18 protein-coding genes are annotated in these 19,850 nt (G+C 34.3%); 10 read left to right on the top strand and 8 right to left on the bottom strand.

What is annotated here, in order from left to right:
- Positions 1-16 precede the first annotated feature (16 nt).
- The gene (locus FNW17_RS02890; RefSeq protein ID WP_143390632.1) at positions 17-811 is read right to left on the bottom strand and encodes a DUF2797 domain-containing protein; all 795 of its coding nucleotides are present in this window, start codon (positions 809-811) and stop codon (positions 17-19) included.
- Positions 812-1,031: 220 nt separating this feature from the next.
- On the opposite strand from FNW17_RS02890, the gene FNW17_RS02885 reads away from it, so the two are divergent.
- Complete coding sequence (locus FNW17_RS02885) at positions 1,032-2,564, top strand: GH3 auxin-responsive promoter family protein (protein WP_143390633.1); 1,533 nt, start codon at positions 1,032-1,034, stop codon at positions 2,562-2,564.
- 83 nt (positions 2,565-2,647) lie between these two features.
- Positions 2,648-2,818, top strand: a complete 171-nt coding sequence (locus FNW17_RS16250; protein ID WP_185964813.1) for a hypothetical protein — start codon at positions 2,648-2,650, stop codon at positions 2,816-2,818.
- A gap of 336 nt (positions 2,819-3,154) precedes the next feature.
- Here FNW17_RS16250 and serB read toward each other — a convergent pair whose 3' ends face one another.
- The 5 genes from serB to FNW17_RS02855 all read right to left on the bottom strand — a co-directional run bounded on the left by serB (position 3,155) and on the right by FNW17_RS02855 (position 8,672).
- Positions 3,155-4,390: a phosphoserine phosphatase SerB gene (serB, locus tag FNW17_RS02875; protein ID WP_143390634.1), complete on the bottom strand. Its 1,236-nt coding sequence runs from the start codon at positions 4,388-4,390 to the stop codon at positions 3,155-3,157.
- A 288-nt stretch (positions 4,391-4,678) separates the two neighbouring features.
- Positions 4,679-5,911, bottom strand: coding sequence for an ATP-dependent Clp protease ATP-binding subunit ClpX (gene clpX / locus FNW17_RS02870; protein WP_144070825.1), 1,233 nt, complete (start codon positions 5,909-5,911; stop codon positions 4,679-4,681).
- A gap of 77 nt (positions 5,912-5,988) precedes the next feature.
- Positions 5,989-6,660, bottom strand: a complete 672-nt coding sequence (gene clpP, locus FNW17_RS02865; protein WP_143390636.1) for an ATP-dependent Clp endopeptidase proteolytic subunit ClpP — start codon at positions 6,658-6,660, stop codon at positions 5,989-5,991.
- Between the two features lie 221 nt (positions 6,661-6,881).
- Positions 6,882-8,207, bottom strand: a complete 1,326-nt coding sequence (locus FNW17_RS02860) for a trigger factor (protein WP_144070824.1) — start codon at positions 8,205-8,207, stop codon at positions 6,882-6,884.
- 123 nt (positions 8,208-8,330) lie between these two features.
- Positions 8,331-8,672: a phage holin family protein gene (locus tag FNW17_RS02855; protein ID WP_143390638.1), complete on the bottom strand. Its 342-nt coding sequence runs from the start codon at positions 8,670-8,672 to the stop codon at positions 8,331-8,333.
- A 202-nt stretch (positions 8,673-8,874) separates the two neighbouring features.
- Between FNW17_RS02855 and FNW17_RS02850 the strand changes: the two genes are divergently transcribed.
- Positions 8,875-10,191 carry a T9SS type A sorting domain-containing protein gene (locus tag FNW17_RS02850; RefSeq protein ID WP_143390639.1) on the top strand — a complete coding sequence of 439 codons (1,317 nt, stop codon included), beginning with the start codon at positions 8,875-8,877 and terminating at the stop codon, positions 10,189-10,191.
- A 60-nt stretch (positions 10,192-10,251) separates the two neighbouring features.
- On the opposite strand, the gene FNW17_RS02845 is transcribed toward FNW17_RS02850, so the two are convergent.
- Together FNW17_RS02845 and FNW17_RS02840 are read right to left on the bottom strand one after the other, a co-directional pair.
- Positions 10,252-11,043 (bottom strand): alpha/beta fold hydrolase, encoded by a 792-nt coding sequence (locus FNW17_RS02845; protein WP_143390640.1) that lies wholly within the window; start codon positions 11,041-11,043, stop codon positions 10,252-10,254.
- A gap of 72 nt (positions 11,044-11,115) precedes the next feature.
- The gene (locus FNW17_RS02840; protein ID WP_143390641.1) at positions 11,116-11,829 is read right to left on the bottom strand and encodes a pyridoxine 5'-phosphate synthase; all 714 of its coding nucleotides are present in this window, start codon (positions 11,827-11,829) and stop codon (positions 11,116-11,118) included.
- Positions 11,830-11,928: 99 nt separating this feature from the next.
- On the opposite strand from FNW17_RS02840, the gene FNW17_RS02835 reads away from it, so the two are divergent.
- From FNW17_RS02835 to FNW17_RS02805, 7 genes are all read left to right on the top strand, one after another.
- Positions 11,929-12,588 carry a CBS domain-containing protein gene (locus tag FNW17_RS02835; protein WP_144070823.1) on the top strand — a complete coding sequence of 220 codons (660 nt, stop codon included), beginning with the start codon at positions 11,929-11,931 and terminating at the stop codon, positions 12,586-12,588.
- Between the two features lie 3 nt (positions 12,589-12,591).
- Complete coding sequence (locus tag FNW17_RS02830) at positions 12,592-13,476, top strand: NAD kinase (protein ID WP_143390642.1); 885 nt, start codon at positions 12,592-12,594, stop codon at positions 13,474-13,476.
- Between the two features lie 171 nt (positions 13,477-13,647).
- The gene (porG, locus tag FNW17_RS02825; protein WP_143390643.1) at positions 13,648-14,322 is read left to right on the top strand and encodes a type IX secretion system protein PorG; all 675 of its coding nucleotides are present in this window, start codon (positions 13,648-13,650) and stop codon (positions 14,320-14,322) included.
- Between the two features lie 3 nt (positions 14,323-14,325).
- Positions 14,326-15,066 carry an isoprenyl transferase gene (locus FNW17_RS02820; protein ID WP_143390644.1) on the top strand — a complete coding sequence of 247 codons (741 nt, stop codon included), beginning with the start codon at positions 14,326-14,328 and terminating at the stop codon, positions 15,064-15,066.
- Entirely contained in the window at positions 14,999-17,767 is a 2,769-nt protein-coding gene (locus FNW17_RS02815) for a BamA/OMP85 family outer membrane protein (protein WP_144070822.1), read from the top strand. Before FNW17_RS02820 ends, FNW17_RS02815 begins: the two co-directional genes overlap by 68 nt.
- Positions 17,768-17,802: 35 nt before the next feature.
- Positions 17,803-19,305, top strand: coding sequence for an OmpH family outer membrane protein (locus FNW17_RS16720; protein WP_143390646.1), 1,503 nt, complete (start codon positions 17,803-17,805; stop codon positions 19,303-19,305).
- A gap of 15 nt (positions 19,306-19,320) precedes the next feature.
- A complete protein-coding gene (locus tag FNW17_RS02805) occupies positions 19,321-19,821 on the top strand; it encodes an OmpH family outer membrane protein (protein WP_143390647.1) in 501 nt (166 codons plus the stop codon).
- Positions 19,822-19,850: the final 29 nt, after the last annotated feature.

Raw genomic sequence — 19,850 nt, 5'->3', positions numbered from 1 at the left:
TGAAAGGGTTTGTTTTTTAAACATTAATTCGCACCACATACCCTTCGGAGCTGCGGACATTAAAAACAGTTCCGTCTTCAAAGATTAAATATTGCCCTTTTATTCCGGTCAATTTACCTTGAAAACTGGGTGTTTTTTCTAAACTCAGACTATTTATTTTTTTCGGATATTCAAGAACAGGAAAGTGCATTTCGTATAAATCATTTTTCTCTGAGTAGAAATATTCCTGAACTTCGGATGGAATCAGGTTTTCGACTTTCAATCTTTCAGCAATTAAATCTACTTGTTCTACATCGTTTTGAAGCATTTTTCGCCAATTGGTTTTATCAGCAAAATGATTTTTCAAGGCGACTTCAGTAATTCCTGCCAAATATCGATTGGGAACTTCAACAATAGAAATGGCTTGGGATGCGCCTTGGTCAATCCATCTTGTAGGCATTTGAGTCTTTCTCGTTACCCCAACTTTTACTTCGCTGGACAAAGCCAAATACACAATATGCGGTTGCAATTGTACTTTTTCTTCATACACTAAATCTCGATCTTGAATTCCAAGATGCGCCGTGCTCAATTCGGGTTTCATAATCCAATCGCCAACGGCTGGACTCGAATAAAAACAATCGTAACAAAATCCCTGACGGTATATTTTCTTTTTTTTACCACAATTCAAACATTGGTAACCCACAAAATTAATTTCCAGATTCTTGTTCAGTAATTGATTTACATTCAAAAAACTATTCTCAAAAACCAAATAATATTGAATTGGATTTGCAAATTCGGTTTGCATTTTAGTAAGCGTGCCTTCGTAAGTCATTTGATATCTGATTGTAGATTAACAATTTCTGATTTTAGATTTGAGGTGCGAATTTTAGATTTCTTTTTATTGGAAACCACATCTACATCAGAATCTTTATAGTAAATAGAATTGTTTTTTATAAAAAAACACTATTTTTGATACGAATGCAAAGTTAGTATTTGTAAATCGATAATCAAATCTAAAATCTAGAATCAGCACTCTAAAATCATAAATCTCAATGCCAATAACCGTAATCAATTCATTTGCTTCTTGGGTTCTAAAACAACGAATTCATCAAATAGAACTTTTTTTGAAGTACCCAAATGAAGTTCAGGAAGAATTGCTAATGAATTTGATTCGAGCAGCCGAAAATACGGTTGTTGGTAAGAAATACGATTATGATTCTATTCATTCTTACGCAACTTTTACAGAAAGAGTACCCGTTTCTACTTACGAAGAATTGCAGCCTTTGATAGAACGCACCCGAAAAGGGGAGCAAAATGTTTTTTGGGAAACCCCCATAAAATGGTTTGCCAAATCCAGTGGAACGACCAATGCCAAAAGCAAATTCATCCCTGTAAGTCCAGAAGCGTTGGAAGATTGTCATTACAAAGCAGGCAAGGATTTGTTGTGTATGTACTTGAACAACAACGAAAATTCCGAAATGTTTTTGGGCAAAAGCCTTCGTCTTGGCGGAAGTGCCCAAATTTATGAAGACAACAATACTTCTTTTGGCGATTTATCGGCCATTTTAATCGAAAACATGCCACTTTGGGCAGAATTTAGTAGTACGCCAAATAAGGAAATTTCGTTGATGAGCGATTGGGAAACAAAACTTCCCGCGATAATCAACGAAGTCAAAAACGAAAATGTAACCAGTTTTGCAGGTGTTCCTTCGTGGCTATTGGTTTTAATGAACAAATTACTCGCAGAAACGGGTAAAGGAAATTTACTTGAATTTTGGCCTAATCTCGAAGTGTATTTTCACGGTGGTGTTAATTTTGAACCGTATCGAGAACAATATCAAAAGATTTTACCTAAAAAAGATTTTAAATACTACGAAATATACAATGCTTCCGAAGGATTTTTTGCGATTCAGGATTTGAATTATTCTAGCGATTTATTGTTGATGTTGGATTATGGCATTTTCTATGAATTCATTCCAATGGATACCTTTGGAACACCAGATCAAAAAACCGTTCGATTAGCGGATGTGGAACTTTTTAAAAATTATGCCATCATCATCACCACCAATTCCGGTTTGTGGCGTTATATGATTGGCGACACGGTGCGTTTTACTTCCTTGAGTCCTTATAAAATTCGGGTAACTGGAAGAACCAAACACCATATTAATGTTTTTGGCGAAGAGCTAATGGTCGAAAATACGGATCAAGCCATTGCCAAAGCCTGTCATATTACTAGAACCGAAATAGTAGATTATACCGTTGCTCCCGTTTTTATGAAAGACAAGGAAAAAGGTGCACATGAATGGATTATCGAATTCAAGAAAAACCCAGATGACCTTGCTCATTTCCAAAAAGTATTGGACGAAACTTTGCAATCCTTAAATTCGGATTATGAGGCGAAACGTTACAATAATATGACTCTGAATCCTTTGATAATTAATCTTGCCAGACCGAATTTATTTTACGATTGGTTGAAAGAAAAACATAAATTAGGCGGTCAACACAAAATTCCAAGATTGTCGAACGAAAGAGATTATTTGGAGCAATTAAAAAAAATGCAGTCGGAAGTTTTTGGTTTAAAATAAATCCCTAATTTTATCATTATGAAGAAAATAACAATAAATATTGAAAAAAAAAATATTCGTTCTTTTTAGAATTGATAAAAAGTATGGACTTTATATCTATTGAAAACGAGGAAGATTGGTATGAAAACCTTTCGTCTTCAGAGAAAAAAAACATTCAAAAAGGAATTGATGATATTGAGAATGGAAGGGGTTTTTCTCATAATGAAGTGATGACTTTGGCAAAAAAGAGAATTGCAGCATTAAAAAATAAATAATGAAGGTTGTCTGGTCAGCTTTGCAAAGGAATATTACATTTTCATTATTGAGCAACTTTTCGAAAAATGGAATATTGATATTGTCGAATTATTTGAGAAGGAAACAATCGAACTAATTGATAGAGTAGAAAATCACAATCATATTTGCCCAAAATCAAAAATTGCCAATTTACACAAATGTGTAATTAACCAACATATTTCTTTGATTTACAGAGTTGAAAATGAAACAATAGAAATCATCACATTTATATTCAATCAATCTGAACAATTGTATTAACAAAAAAGCCTTAGCTCAAATGAGAACTAAGGCTTTTGTAATTTAAGCTACAAGATTTTTTACTCCTGCATCATATCAATATGTCTATCGTGATAGCCCAATAAATATAAAACTCCGTCGAGACCCAAGCTAGAAATAGAAGTCGAAGCACTTTCTCTAACTTTTGGTTTGGCGTGAAAAGCAATTCCTAAACCTGCCAAATTCAACATAGGCAAATCGTTCGCTCCATCACCCACGGCAATGGTTTGGTTGATGTGAATGCCTTCTTTTTCGGCGATGGCTTTTAGGTATTCTGCTTTTTTTGCACCATCTACAATTTCGCCAAGATATTTCCCTGTTAGTTTGCCGTCTTTTATCTCCAATTGATTGGCGTAAACGTAATCAATCCCTAATTCTTTTTGCAAATAATCACCAAAATAAGTAAATCCTCCAGATAGAATAGCCGTTTTATAACCATAATATTTCAAGGCTTTCATCAAGCGATGTGCGCCTTTAGTTATTGGTAAATTAATAGCCACATTGTGCAACACATCTTCGCTCAAACCTTCTAGCAAAGCCATTCTTTTTTTGAAGCTTTCGCTAAAATCAATTTCGCCATTCATCGCTGATTCAGTAATGGCTCTCACTTGTTCGCCAACACCAGCTAATTCTGCCAATTCATCGATTACTTCGGTTTGAATCAAAGTCGAATCCATATCGAAACACACCAAACGACGATTTCTTCTGTACATATTGTCTTCTTGAAAAGAGATATCGACATTCAATTCTCCAGAAACTTCCATAAAACGGGCGGTCATCGCTGCCTTGTTTACTATGGTTCCTGTAACTGATAATTGCACGCAAGAACGAGGATATTCTTCTATATCGACTACTGAGGTTCGTCCTGTTAATCTAATAATGGAGTCGATATTCAAATTTTGATCCGACATTATTTTGGTTACAGCCGCTAATTGAGTTGCGGTCAAAGTTTCACCCAATACATTAATGATATACCGTTGTTTGCTTTGTCCTTTTACCCAAATTTCGTAGTCAGGAATCGAAATCGGAATAAATTTGACCTTAATTCCCAATTCATAACCCTTAAATAATAAATCTTTTAGCACACTGCCTGAACCCGAACCTGCTTTTACTTCAAATAAAATTCCTAAAGATAGCGTATCGTGTATATCGGCTTGACCAATATCTAAAATGGTAGCCCCATAAGTGGCCAATATAGCGGTTAAACCCGCAGTTACACCAGGTTTGTCCTGTCCAGAAACTTTTAATAAAATAATCTCTTTATCTACTGTTGCCATTTTTATTGTATTAATTTAAGATGGGCAAAAATCGACAATCTATTGGTTATAAAAAAGGATATTGGATGTTTTTTTGGGAAGAGCAAATGGTTGAGTTTATTATTTTATTTTCGGATTTAATAAAATAGGTTTTATATAAACATTAAATCCCTCAGGAATTTATCATAAACAATTAACAAACTGACATTCATAAAATTTAAGGCTTTCGAGCTCCCACCATTAACGAATAAAGCTCAAAAACATCTGTTTTTGAGCTTTGTTTTGCATTTTATTGAGCCTGAAATTTACTTACGAAGCAATCTCCAATCGTTTCAATAAATTTCTATTCAAGGTTTCTTTGGCATAATCTACGTCGATTTCTAATGTTTTATCATCAGAACTTGGCAATTCATACATCGCATCGGTTAGGATAGCTTCGCATAAAGAACGCAATCCACGAGCTCCGAGTTTGTATTCCAAAGCTTTTTCGACAATAAAATCCAAAGCTTCGTCTGTAATCGTAAATTCAACCTCATCCATCATAAACAATTTTTTGTATTGTTTAATTAGGGCATTTTTAGGTTGTGTCAAAATCGCTCTCAGAGTTTCCCTGTCTAATGGATCCATATGAGTCAAAACTGGTAATCGACCAATAATCTCTGGAATTAAACCAAAATCCTTGATGTCTTTTGGGATAATGTATTGTAACAAATTGTCTTTGTCGATATTATCCACATTTTTAGAAGTAGAATATCCCACAGCCTGACGATTCAAACGTTTGGAAATAATTCGCTCGATTCCGTCGAAAGCACCTCCAGCAATAAACAAAATATTTTGGGTATTTACCTCAACGAATTTCTGGTCTGGATGTTTTCTTCCTCCTTTTGGCGGCACATTTACCACAGTTCCTTCTAATAATTTCAATAAAGCTTGTTGAACTCCTTCTCCAGAAACATCACGCGTGATAGATGGATTATCGCTTTTGCGGGCAATTTTATCGATTTCGTCAATAAAAACAATACCTCTTTCGGCTTTGGCGACATCATAATCAGCAGCTTGAAGTAAACGTGTCAAAATACTTTCGACATCTTCTCCAACATAACCAGCTTCTGTAAGAACAGTTGCATCGACAATAGCCAAAGGAACATCTAGCATTTTTGCAATAGTTTTTGCTACCAATGTTTTACCAGTTCCGGTTTGACCTACCATAATGATGTTACTTTTCTCGATCTCTACCTCGTCGTGCAATTCTTGTTGCATCAAACGTTTGTAGTGATTGTAAACTGCAACTGCCATTACTTTTTTAGTTTGGTCTTGACCAATAACATATTGATCCAAGAAAGCTCTAATTTCTTTTGGTTTTTTCAACACCAAGTCGGTTGGTAAATTTACTTTTCCGCTTGATTTTAATTCTTCTAATACAATTCCGTGGGCTTGTTCGATACATTTATCACAAATGTGCGCATCGATTCCAGCAATCAATAAATTGGTTTCCGGTTTTTTTCTTCCACAGAAAGAACATTCTAATTTTGGTTTTGCCATCTTTTGAGGTTGGAGGTCAGAGGTTAGAGGTTAGAAGTCCGCAATCGTACCTCTAATTTCTAACCTCTAACTTTAATTTATCTTCTTAATACTTCATCAATCATTCCGTATTCTTTTGCTTCATCGGCAATCATCCAATAATCGCGCTCGCTGTCTTTGTGCACTTTATCGAATGTTTGTCCTGAATGACTCGAAATGATTTGGTATAATTCGTCTTTTAATTTCAACATTTCACGCAAGTTGATTTCCATATCCGTTGCAACACCTTGTGCTCCGCCCGATGGTTGGTGAATCATTACTCTTGAATGCGGCAATGCCGAACGTTTTCCAGCTGCACCAGCACACAAAAGAACCGCTCCCATTGAAGCTGCCATTCCGGTACAAATTGTAGCAACATCTGGTTTGATGTATTGCATCGTATCATAAATTCCCAATCCTGCATAGACGCTTCCTCCTGGAGAGTTCAAATAAATTTGAATGTCTTTTGAGGCATCGGCACTTTCTAGGAAAAGCAATTGCGCTTGAACGATATTAGCGATTTGGTCATCGATTCCTGTTCCCAAGAAAATAATTCTATCCATCATCAATCTCGAAAAAACGTCTAATTGAGAAATATTCAGCTGACGTTCTTCAATAATATAAGGCGTCATATTTGTTGGATTCATCGCTGCTACGATTTTGTCGTAGTACATTGCGTTTACACCTTGGTGTTTTGTAGCAAATTTTTTAAATTCTTTACCGTAGTTCATTTTTAAAAAGTTTAAAAGTTTAAAGGTTCAAAGGTTTAAGGTGGTTCAACTAGAAGCCTTAAAATCCTCAAACAAAAGAGCGTCAAAAAATATTTTTTCTGACGCTCAAATATACTTATTTTTTATTGTTTTGGCTTTGTAATAAAATCATAAAGTTATTCAGGTTTTGCTTTGAAATTTTCACGTCTTCCAACTTCCAACTCCCCGCTTCCAACTTTAATTTATTCTCCGTAAGAAGCAGCAATAAATTCGTCGTAAGTCACTTCTTTAGTTGTTGGATTCGCTTTCACTTTGAAGATTTCCAATAATTTCTCGGCAACCACTTGGTCTGAAAGTCTTTTTACTTCGTCTTGGTTAGACAAAACTCTTGCAACAATTCCTTGAACTTCTTCGTCAGTTGGATTTGTTTGTCCGAATTGGGCCATTTGCTGACGAATATTTTTTGTAGTAAAGGTTTTCAAATCTTCGAAAGTGATTTTGATATCGTTTTGAGCCAACGCTTTTCCTTCGATCAATTGAAAACGCAATCCTTTTTCAGAACGTGCATATTCTACTTCAGCTTCTTCTGGAGATAATTTTTTCTCACCAACTGTTTGCAACCATTTTTTAAGGAATTCGGATGGTAAATCGAATTTGGTGTTTTCGATTAAAAACTCCGTTACATCACCTAATAATTTTTGATCGGCTTGTTGCGCAAATTGAGCTTCAGCATCTTCTTTGATTTTTGCTTTCAAGTCTTCTAATGAAGCTACGATTCCAGCACCAAACAATTTATCGAACAATTCTTGATTCAACTCCGCTGGTTCCGAAATAGCAATTGCTTCGATTGTAAAATCAACATCGATTTCAATACCGTGAACATTGTCGTGACCAACTTTAAGATAGTCCATCAATTGATGATCGTCTTCGAATAAACCTTTAGTATTTACAGTTACTACATCACCTACTTTTTTACCAATGAATTTATCAGCAGTAGCTTTATCTTTGAAAATTGACAAAGTAATAGTTGTAGTATTTCCGATTCCTTCGGCTTCGTTTGTAAAAACTCCTTTAATATCAACACCTTCAACAACCACTTCTTGAGGAATTGGATTGCCAAATTGCTTTTGTATGCGTTCTACTTGACCGTCGATTAATTTATCATCGGCTTTTACTATATATTTTACGATGTCATTTTTGGCATCTAAATCAATTTCGAAAGCTGGAACCAAACCGATTTCATATTCAAAAGTTAATTCTTCAGCATCCCAATTGAAATTTTCGTTTTCTTTAGCTAGAGGAGTTCCTAGAAGATTTAATCTTTCTGAAGCTAAGTAACGCTCTAAAGCCAAGTCAACTACTTTTTTAACTTCTTCTTGTTTGATTGGTTTACCATATTGTTTTTCAACAAGGTCTTTTGGTACAGCCCCTTTTCTAAAACCTTTTACGGTTGCCAAAGGCATTTTTTCGTTTATTCTTTTTGCTACTTGACCTTTGTAATCCATGTGAACAACTGTCATTACAATTGTTTCGTTTACTGCGTCTAATGCTACTCTTTTGATATCCATCTTCTTCGTTAATTTACATAATAAAATTGGGTTGCAAAATTATAAAAATTTTACAACCCAAACAAGTTTTTAAGCTATTGAATTTTCGCTTCGTATTTACTCTTTAAATCCGATACCTTTTTATTAATCTTTGCCTACAATTGCAAACAAAATAGACTGAGAAAGAGACAATACAACACTAAAAAGCAATGCTGTCCAAAAAGTATCTACACTAAATCCCCCAACTATATTGGTACATAACAAGATAATTATAGCGTTGATAACCAGCAAAAATAACCCTAAAGTAATAATGGTAAACGGAAGTGTTAACAATACAAATATTGGTTTTATGAAAATATTGAGTAATCCCAACACAACGGCTACAAGCAATGATGTAACAAAACCAGCAACGTGAACGCCGGTCATAAAATTGGAAATAACCAAAACCAATACCGATGTAATAATAATCCTGACAAGTAGTTTCATATGTAAATATTTACTGTTTTTATTGTTCGTATGTAATTGCTTCGACTGTTCGCGAAAGCTCGCGTCGCTTATCTTCATTGGTGTCTGCAACCAATTATCATTTATGCTCATTTCATGTTTTTTTTTATTTCAAAAGTAAAATAAATTTTCTAAATATGTATGATTTTCTTTATCTTTGTTTTATATTCTTAAATTTAAAACTATGAAAAAACTATTACTTTTCCTGATAATGATGAGTTCGTTTGTTGCAAATGCCCAATTTTGGTCTGAAAAAGCAACTGGATTTGCAACTGCTAACAGAACTTTAAGTAGTATTTCAATTGTAGACGCGAGCGTGATTTGGGGTATTGCTTTAGATAATTCTGCGATACCAGACTATACCATAAAAGAATTTACTAAAAGCACTGATGGCGGAGAAACTTGGACTCCTGGAACGATAAATTTAGGCACTAATACCGCTGGATTGGGGATTACGAGTATTTCAGCTATTTCAGATCAAATCGCTTGGATATCAGCCGCTCCAGACGTTAGCGATCTTGGTGGTGTATGGAAAACAACCGATGGTGGGCTTACTTGGACTAAACAAACTACCGCTTTGTTCAACAATCCTACCGATTCTTACACAAGTTTTGTTCATTTTTGGGATGCCTTAAATGGCGTTACAGGTGGCGATACAGAAAGTGGAAGTTTCGAAATTTACACGACATCAGACGGAGGAAACAATTGGAACCGAGTTATTGGAGCAAACATTCCCGATTCTTTAGCTGGGGAAACAGGTTATGTGGGAGTGACTTCTATTAGTGGAAACACTTTTTGGTTTGGCACATCAGCAGGTAGAATTTTTAAATCTATGGATAAAGGTTTGTCTTGGACTGTTACAGATTCTGTGGTTAGTATTGATTTTGGATTAGATAGATTTAGCTTTTCAGATGCAAACAAGGGCATTTTAATGGTTGAAGACACTCAAAAACTTTATAAAACTACAGATGGCGGTACAACTTGGACTCCAATTACGACACCTGATTTTTACAAAACCGTAATTGCCTATATACCAGGAACGTCAACAGTTATTGCCGGAGCTGCAGCAAACCCTTTTGGTTCTTCTTACAGCATAGACAATGGATTAACCTGGACAACTATAGACACAGCGGTTTTTCACGGAACATTAGCTTTCTTGAATGATAGTTTTGGATTTTCGGCTGGAATGAATACTGACGCAACAACCGGAGGGATATCTAAATTCACAGGAATACCTTTAAAAAACCCTAGTTTTGATAATAATAAACAAATTGCTGCGTATCCAAATCCAACAAATGGAACATTATATCTAAAGTCTGAAACATCCCTAATAAAAGAAGCTTCCGTTTTTGATTTACTAGGAAAACAAGTTTATAAATCTAATTTTTCGGCGTTAAATAATGTTAACTTAGATTTAAAATCGCTACAAACTGGTGCCTATTTATTGAAAGTAACTTCTGATTCTGGAAAAACAGAAACTATAAAAATTATGAAAAACTAAATCGTAGTTTTTCAAAGATAAAGCCCTTTTCAAATTGATGAAAAGGGCTTTTTTATGCTTTTATTTCAAAAAAGAACTCGTAATTTCATAAAACAATTTTGGGTTTTCGGCGTGAAGCCAATGCCCAACATTCGGAATAGTTTCAATTCTAGAATCTGGAAAATGTTTTTTAATGTATTCGAAATCTTCATCGAGTATATAATTCGAATTACCTCCCCGAATAAAAAGTGTTGGTTTATTGAAAATAGCATCCTCCGGAAGTGGCTTTCCAATTTCATCCATATTGACATTGAAAACGGCCAAATTAAATCGAAAAGCCAATTGTCCCGGCTCTTGCCAGAACAAACTTTTCATCAGAAATTGACGTGTTCCAAAATCGAAAATATATTTCGATAAAATTTCTTCGACTTCATTTCGACTAGGTTTTAATGTAAAATCCACTGCATTCAATCCTTCGAAAATAGTTTGATGATGTTGAGGATAAAATTTTGGACCAATGTCGGCAACAATTAATTTTTCAACCATTTCTGGATACTTTGCGGCAAAAAGCATAGCTGTTTTTCCGCCCATCGAATGCCCTAGAATATTGATTTTTTGGAGATTATTGGCTTGACAATAATCAAAAACATCCTGAGCCATTATTGCGTAACTAAACTCATCCGAATGAAAACTCTTGCCGTGATTGCGCAAATCAAGTAAATGTACATGAAATCCATCGGCTGCGAATTGCGTCCCGATTGTTTTCCAATTATCAGACATCCCTAGAAATCCATGAATAATTAGTAGTGGTTTAGCTTCGCTCGATTCACCTTCGGCTCGGGTGCCTTCGCCTTCTATTTTTGAATACAACATTAAATTTTAGATTGCAGATTGCAGATTTTAGATTGCAGATTGCTTTCCAAATTCTTTTCTATTTATTAAAAACTATTTCAATTTTTGCAAATACATATTGACTACATTGTCCAATCCCAAATAAATAGCTTCGGAAATGAGTGCGTGACCAATAGAAACCTCCAATAATCCGGGAATATTTTGATTAAAAAACTGAATATTGTCGAGACTCAAATCGTGCCCCGCATTGATCCCCAAGCCCAATTCATTTGCCAAAACTGCAGATTTAACATAAGGGTCAATTCCATTTTTGTTTCCCAAACCGTAATCGTGGGCAAAAGCTTCAGTATACAATTCGATTCTTTCGGTTCCAATAATTTTGGCACCTTCAATCATTTCGAGAACAGGGTCCACAAAAATAGAAGTTCTGATTCCGTTTCTTTGAAATTCTTGTACCATTTCGGTTAAAAAATCCTTGTTTTTAATAGTGTCCCAACCTGCATTTGAGGTTATTGCATCAACTGCATCGGGCACCAAAGTCACTTGTTCGGGTTTGATTTCGAGAACCAAATCGATGAAGCTCCTCTCAGGATTTCCTTCGATATTGTATTCGGTGTAAACGATCGATTTCAAATCTCGGGCATCTTGATAACGAATATGCCTTTCGTCGGGTCTTGGATGAATAGTGATTCCCTGTCCACCAAATTTTTGAATATCGGTGGCTACTTTTAGTAAATCGGGAACATTTCCTCCACGAGCGTTTCGTAAAGTAGCTATTTTGTTAATATTTACGCTTAACTTTGTCATTGGAATAATTTTCAGGCTTTGAAGGGCAAAAATACAAAGTAAAATTTGCTGTTATTGCATAATTTTGATTATTTTGCATCAAATATTTAGGATGAATATATGACGGAGATTACAAACTATATTAGTAATGATTACAAAGCGATTGACAGTCAGGAAACTATTGCGGCTGTTCAAGAGTTTTTTAACGAATTAACTTTTTCGCATTTTCCTGTTGTCGAAGAAGGAATATATATAGGTAGCATTGGTTCCGATGATATTGAAACGCTTGATGGAGTCAAAAAAGTTTTGGATTATCGCTATTCTCTCGAAGGTTTTTTTGCCAGAGAAAATATGATTTGGCTCGATGTTTTGGAAGTTTTTGCTAAAAACCATTCCAATTTAGTTCCTGTTTTGGACCAAAAAAACCAATATTTAGGTTATTATGAAATTAGAGACATCCTGAATTTTTTTCACGAAACTCCTTTTTTACAAGAATCTGGCGGAATACTTGTGGTTAAAAAAAATACATCAGGGTATTCGATGGGAGAGATCACCCAAATCATCGAAAGTAATAATGGCAAAATCTTGGGTTTATTTATATCAGAAGCTGATTCAGACAGCACACAAGTAACTATAAAAATTAGTTTAGGAGTGATGAACGAAATAATTCAATCTTTTAGAAGATACAACTATGAAATAATTTCGGAACATTATGAAGACAATTACATCAACACATTAAAGGAACGTTCGGATTATTTAGACAAATATCTCAATATCTAATAAATGAAAATAGCCATTTACGGTCAATACTATCAAAATAGTACAGAACCCATCATAAAAGATATTTTTGCTTTTTTGATTAAGAATAATGTTGAGATGATTATCGAATCCTATTTTCTAGAAATCTTATTCGAAAAAAAACTTATCAAAAAAGAGTATCCTACATTTGAGTCTCATACTGAACTAGACAGCAGTTTTGATGTTCTGATAAGCATTGGCGGAGACGGAACTATTTTAAGAGCAGCAACATTAGTCAGAGATTCTGGGGTCCCTATTTTAGGAATAAACTCAGGTCGTTTGGGGTTTTTGGCTACAGTTCAAAAAGACAATATTGCTGAATTCTTGCAGTTTATTATCGATAAAAAGTATACTATATCTAAAAGAACCTTGCTCAGTTTATCTTGTTTGCCAGAAAATGAAGCCATAAAAGACCTAAATTTTGCCATTAATGAAATTTCTGTAAGCAGGAAAGAAACCACATCGATGATAACCATCGAAACATATTTGAACAACGAATACCTAAATTCCTATTGGGCCGACGGTTTGATTATAGCAACGCCAACAGGTTCTACAGGATATTCTCTGAGTTGCGGAGGTCCAATTTTGACTCCAAATGTGGAAAGTTTTGTAATTACTCCAATTGCACCGCATAATCTTAATGCGCGCCCGCTAGTGGTTACCGATGAAACAGAAATTAGACTCAAAGTTTCAGGGAGAGACGACCATTATTTAGTTTCTTTAGATTCAAGATTATTTTCTGTCAAGAATGATACTATTTTATACATCAAGAAATCTCCTTTTGAAATAAATATGGTAGAAATTCCAGATGCAACCTTCTTGAAAACATTACGAAATAAGTTGTTTTGGGGAGAGGATCGTAGAAATTAAATCAAATTAGCGCTACGATATACAATATTCCGTTTTTTGCCGTTTCTGTACTATTATAGACAGTGATTCCCAAATAATTTTAGTTTCAATTATCCAATTATTTATACATTTAACAGAATGAATGTTTATTGGCGTTGATAATTATTATATTTGCACGCAATTTTTAATTAAATGTATAAATTATTTAATCTAATTTTCTTGTTTTTCTTCTTTTCTATGAATGCACAAATTCATGAAATTGGTGTTTTTGTTGGTGGTAGTAACTATATTGGTGACGTTGGATCTACCACATATATTGCCCCGAACGAACTTGCGATGGGGATTTTATATAAATGGAATAAAAATCCCAGACTCGCCTATCGTTTTTCATTAAATGGCGCCTATTATTCAGCTAACGACCTTGATTCTGACGAACCAAGTAGAAATCAAAGAGGATATCATTTTAGAAATAGTATAAAAGAAGTATCTTTAGGCCTTGAATTTAATTTTTTTGATTTTAATTTGCACGAAGTAAAAATGAAATACACGCCTTATGTTCATTCAGGATTAAATTATTTGAGATTTCGGGATAGCTATTTAAAATCTAACAATATTGTAACAGAGCAAAGAACGGGTGCATTCGCTATTCCAATGACATTGGGAATAAAATCGAATGTATTCCCTCATGTGATTTTAGCATTAGAAGTTGGAGCAAGATATACCTTTACGGATAATTTAGATGGCAGCAATCCAAAGGACGGTGCCTTGATGAAATTTGGAAATATAAATAATAACGATTGGTATGTTTTTTCGGGGGTGACACTAACTTATACCTTTGGAAACAAACCCTGTTATTGCGCAGAATAAAAAATGAATTTAAAAGATAAAATAGACTTAACAAATTTACCCAAACATTTAGCTATCATTATGGACGGCAATGGTCGCTGGGCAAAAAAGCAAGGCTTTTTAAGAACTTTAGGTCACGAAAGTGGAACAAAATCGGTAAAAGAAATAATAAAGTCTTGTGCTAAATTAGGAATAGAAAATCTTACACTTTATGCTTTTTCTACCGAAAACTGGAACAGACCCAAAATTGAAGTCGACACTTTGATGAAAATTTTAGTCAGATCATTGAAGAAAGAGCTTAAAACTTTGCAAGACAACGACATCAAATTAAACACCATTGGCAACTTAGAAAAATTACCTAAATCAGCACAAAACGAACTTCTGGACGTCATTGAAAAAACAAAGAACAATTCTCGAATGACACTAACCCTAGCCTTAAGCTATGGTTCAAGAGATGAAATAGTAAATGCTGTAAGAAACATTAGCGATAAAGTTAAAAATAATATAATTTCAATAGACTCTATTGACGATTCAATTATAAATGAGCATCTTTACACGCGAAATTTACCAGAGGTAGATTTATTAATCAGAACAAGTGGAGAGCATAGAATAAGTAATTTTTTGTTATGGCAAATTGCCTACGCAGAGTTATATTTTACCGATATATTATGGCCAGACTTTAAAGAACAAGATTTGTATGAGGCTATCATTAGTTATCAAAAAAGAGAGCGTAGATTTGGAAAAACAAGTGAACAAATTAAATAATTTTTTAGTGTTACAAAAAAGCATAAAGTTACTCATAGGCCTATTGATTTTTGGAAGTTTTTCGCAAATTAAAGCACAAGAACGAGTACCATTCGACCAAGGAAAAACGTACATACTAGCTAAGGTTGATATAGTCGGAAAAATAAGTTTTAACGCAAATACTGTAACTACATTTGCAGGTCTAGAAAAAGGTCAGGAAATCACTGTTCCAGGTGAAGAAATAAGTAATGCAATCAAAAAACTAGGGAAGCTAGGACTTTTTGACGAAATTTCCTTTTATATAAACAGAATTGAAAAAGACAGTATTTACCTTGATTTACTTGTCGAAGAATTGCCGAAATTAAATGAAGTAAAATTTGTTGGCATTAATAAAAGCAAAATTGAAGGATTAATAAAAGACAACGGCCTTACAAAAGAGAAAGTAGTCAATGAAAATTTAATCACTACCACCAAAAATTACATCGAAAATAAATACAAAAAAGATGGTTTTTACAATACCAAAGTAACCATAAATACCGTTATTGATACTTCGCTAGTAAACCATGTTAATATGGTTGTAAAAATTGATAGAGGATCGAAAGTCAAAATTAAAGATATTGTATTCGAAGGAAATAAGGAAATAAAATCTGAAACCCTACGTGCAGCGATGAAAGATACAAAGAGAAAAACGCTAATCAGCATCAAAACATCTAAATTTATCCAAGCAAAATACGATGATGACATAGAAAAAGTGATTGCAGCTTACAAAGAACGTGGATACAGAGATGCCCGAATTATATCAGATTCAGTAGCTTACAATGAAGATTTAAAGGCTTTAATGATAATAATAAAAGTTGAAGAAGGCAATAAATACCGTTTTGGAAATATCAAATTCCTTGGAAATACAATGTATTCAGACGAAGGACTTATGGGAATGATTGGTATCAAAAAAGGGGATACTTATAATGGAGTACTTTTAGAAAAAAGAATTGCAGATAAGTCAAAACCAGATGGAGATGATATCACCAATTTATATCAAAATAACGGATATTTGTTTTCTAATATTAACGTAGTGGAAACCAAAACAGCAAATGATTCCATCGATTTTGAAATTCGAATTACCGAAGGCCCAATTGCGTACTTCAACAAAATTACGGTAACAGGAAATGACAAAACAAACGATCATGTTGTGTATCGTGAGTTGAGAACAAAACCAGGAGAAAAATACAATAAAGATTTGCTTATCAGAACTATTCGTGAAATTGGACAATTGGGATTTTTTGATCCTGAAACTATTGAACCCAAATTCAAAAATGTTGATGCGGCAGCTGGAACTGTTGATATAGAATATCCTTTGACAGAAAAAGGAGCCAGTCAAATAGAATTGCAAGGTGGTTATGGTGGAGGTGGTTTCATAGGGACTTTAGGACTGTCGTTTAATAATTTTTCTGCCAGAAATCTATTTAAGAAAGAAGCTTACAAACCTCTTCCTATGGGTGATGGTCAAAAAGTATCACTACGATTACAAGCAAGTTCGTACTATAGAACCTACAGTCTTTCGTTTTCAGAACCTTGGTTTGGAAAAAGAAAACCGGTACAATTAAACACTTCGTTATCTTACACAAGTCAGTATTACAATAATTTTCAAACTCAAAGAGTAGACAAAAGTAGAAGTTTTAACATCTTAACAATTTCAGCAGGTATATACAAAAGACTTACCATTCCTGATGATTACTTCGGATTATCACAAACTATAAGTTACCAACATTACGACTTAAAAAATTATAATACAGGTCTATTTACTTTTGGCGATGGAGCATCAAGAAACTTAGCTTATACAATAGGATTTTCGCGTAGCAACAAAGGAATCAATCCAATATTTCCAATATATGGTGCAGAATTTAGTCTAACTGGAAAGTTTACACTGCCTTACTCTTTATTTAATGGTGTGGATTATGCAACCTTAGGCGATCAAAAAGAATATAAATACATTTATTCTGGACCTTCATACACCGGAAATAATGGAATTAGAGTAAATAATGGAGATTACTTAGAGGCTATTCCAAGTACAACAAATCCGACACCAAGCAGTGTTGCAGATTATAAAGATGGTGCTGCTGACCCTGCAAAAGTAGATCAGAAAAAATACAATTGGCTAGAATATTACAAAGTAAAATTCAAAGCAGATTGGTACACAAAAGTAGCTGGAACAAATAAGAGTCCATTAGTTTTAAGGTCATTAATCGAATTTGGTTTCTTAGGGGCTTATAATCAAGAAAGAGGAATTATTCCTTTCGAAAGATTCTTTTTAGGAGGTGATGGTATGGCAAATTATTCAATGGACGGTAGAGAAACAGTAGCCTTAAGAGGATATCCTAATGGCTCATTAACCCCTGTTAGCGATGGTCAAGAATCAAATGGTGCAAACATTTACAATAAGTTTTCATTGGAATTGAGATATCCTATAACCTTAAAAGCATCGGCCTCAATATATGCACTAACATTCTTAGAAGCAGGATCTTCGTTTGACACCTTCAAGAATTACAATCCTTTTGCTTTAAGCCGTTCTGCAGGAGTAGGATTAAGAGTTTTTATGCCTGCATTTGGATTATTGGGAATAGATTTTGGATATGGATTTGATGGATTGCCAATGGCAAATGGTCAACTATCTCCAAAAGCAAATGGTTGGGAAACGCACTTTATTATTGGCCAACAATTTTAATAGTTGGATATAAATTTTTCTAATACATCTACGTTATGAGAAAAGAATTTTTATTTATATTTTTAGCCCTAACTGTAGCGAATACGGTTCAGGCACAAACTAAAGGCACGAAAGTGGGGTATATTGATATGGAATACATTTTGCAAAATGTACCCGATTACACCGAAGCGCAAAACCAACTAGAACAAAAAGCCCAAAAATGGAAGCAAGAAGTTGAAGCCAAAAAAAATGAAATCAATAAACTAAAAGAAGCTTTAAAAGCCGAAAAAGCCTTATTGACAAAAGGTCTTATTGAAGAAAGGATTAGTGAGATTGCTTTCCTTGAAAATGAAAATTTAGAATACCAACAAAAAAGATTTGGCCCAAACGGTGATTTAATGACGCAAAAAAATGCTTTAACAAAACCCATTCAAGACCAAGTATTTACTATAGTTCAAGATATAGCTGAAACCAAAAAATATGATTTTATTTTTGACAAAACGTCAGATATGACCATGCTTTTTGCAGCAAAACGATTTGACATCAGTGACCAAATAGTTCGTGTTTTGAATAGAACAGAAAAAAGAGAACAATTAACAAAAAAACAACTCAAAGAAGAAGCAGATCGAGAAGCCAAAGAAGAAGCATTGTATGACAATCCTGAATTGGCAAAAAAACAAAAATCTTTGGATGCAAAAAAAGCAACTCGAGATGCAGTTATTGCTGATAGATTAGCAGCACAAGAAGAAAGACGAAAAGCTGCTGAAGATAGAAAATTACAAATTGCGGCCGATAGAGAAGCGAAAAAGAATGGAACCGCTCCATCAACAACTAAAACGACAACTTCATCTGATAATAGTATAGACAAAGAAGCCGCTGCAACCGCTGCTGCAGAAGCAAAACAAGCACAAGCCGATCAAAGAGCTGAAACGCTTAGAATTCGACAACAAGCAGTTGAAGACAAGAAAAAAGCTTTAGAAGAAAGAAGACAACAAATTCTTGATGAAAGAGTAGCAAAAAAATCAGCTGCACTTCCTACAACGAACAAAACAACGGAAGCAACTGCAAACCCTGATGCACAAAATCAGGGTGCAAAAACTGCCGCTTCAACAGCTGCAGAGGCAAAACAAAAACAAGCTGAAGCTAGAGCAAAAACGCTAGAGGACCGCAAAAAAGCGGCAGAAGAAAATAAAAAAGCTCAAGAAGAAAAAAGAAAACAAGCCTTAGAAGCAAAAGACACTAAAAAAACTGGCACGGTTTCTGACAATACAGTAAAAGGAGATGGAAATACTCCAACATCTACAGCAACTGAACCAGATAAAACTGCAACAGAAACAGCCGTTACAAAAGACACTACAGCTAAAACACCTGCAGAAGAAGCAAAACAAAAACAAGCTGAAGCTAGAGCAAAAGCAATCGAGGACAGAAACAAAGTAATAGAAGAACGCAAAAAAGCTTTGGAAGAAAAAAAGAAAAAAATACTAGAAGATAGAGAAGCCGCTAAAAAAGCAAACGAAGAAAAATTAAAAACAACAAAAGAGAATACAAACAATAATTAATTAATATTTTAAACAATGAAACAAATCAAAACTTTACTAATTGCTGCAATACTTGTTTTAGGAGCTAGCCAAACTATAAATGCTCAAGCAAAAGCAGCTCACGTTGATGTAAGCGACATTATGACAAAATTGCCTGCAATGCTTGATGCTCAAAAACAACTAGAAAAACTGAGTGCCACCTATGATGCAGATTACAAAAAAATGGCCGAAGAATTTCAAGCCAAATTAAAGAAATATGATACTGAAGCTGCAACTGTTACAGATGCTGTAAATGCTGAACGTCAAAAAGAAGTTCAAGACATGCAAAAAAGAATCCAAGATTTTGGTCAAAATGCACAAAAAGAATTGCAAACTAAACAAGAGGAAATAACAAAACCAATTTACGAAAAAGTAAGAGCTGCTATCCAGAAAGTGGGTAAAGCAAAAGGTTTTCAATATGTTCTTGATGGATCAAATCTTTTACTTGCTGACGGTCCTAACTTGACTGTAGATGTAAAAAAAGAATTAGGTTTCTAATAAAAATCTATCTTCTCAAAAGCGCTCAA

The sequence above is a fragment of the Flavobacterium franklandianum genome (assembly GCF_007097365.1).
Classification (GTDB): domain Bacteria; phylum Bacteroidota; class Bacteroidia; order Flavobacteriales; family Flavobacteriaceae; genus Flavobacterium; species Flavobacterium franklandianum.
This window is presented reverse-complemented; position numbering and strand designations above follow the sequence as displayed.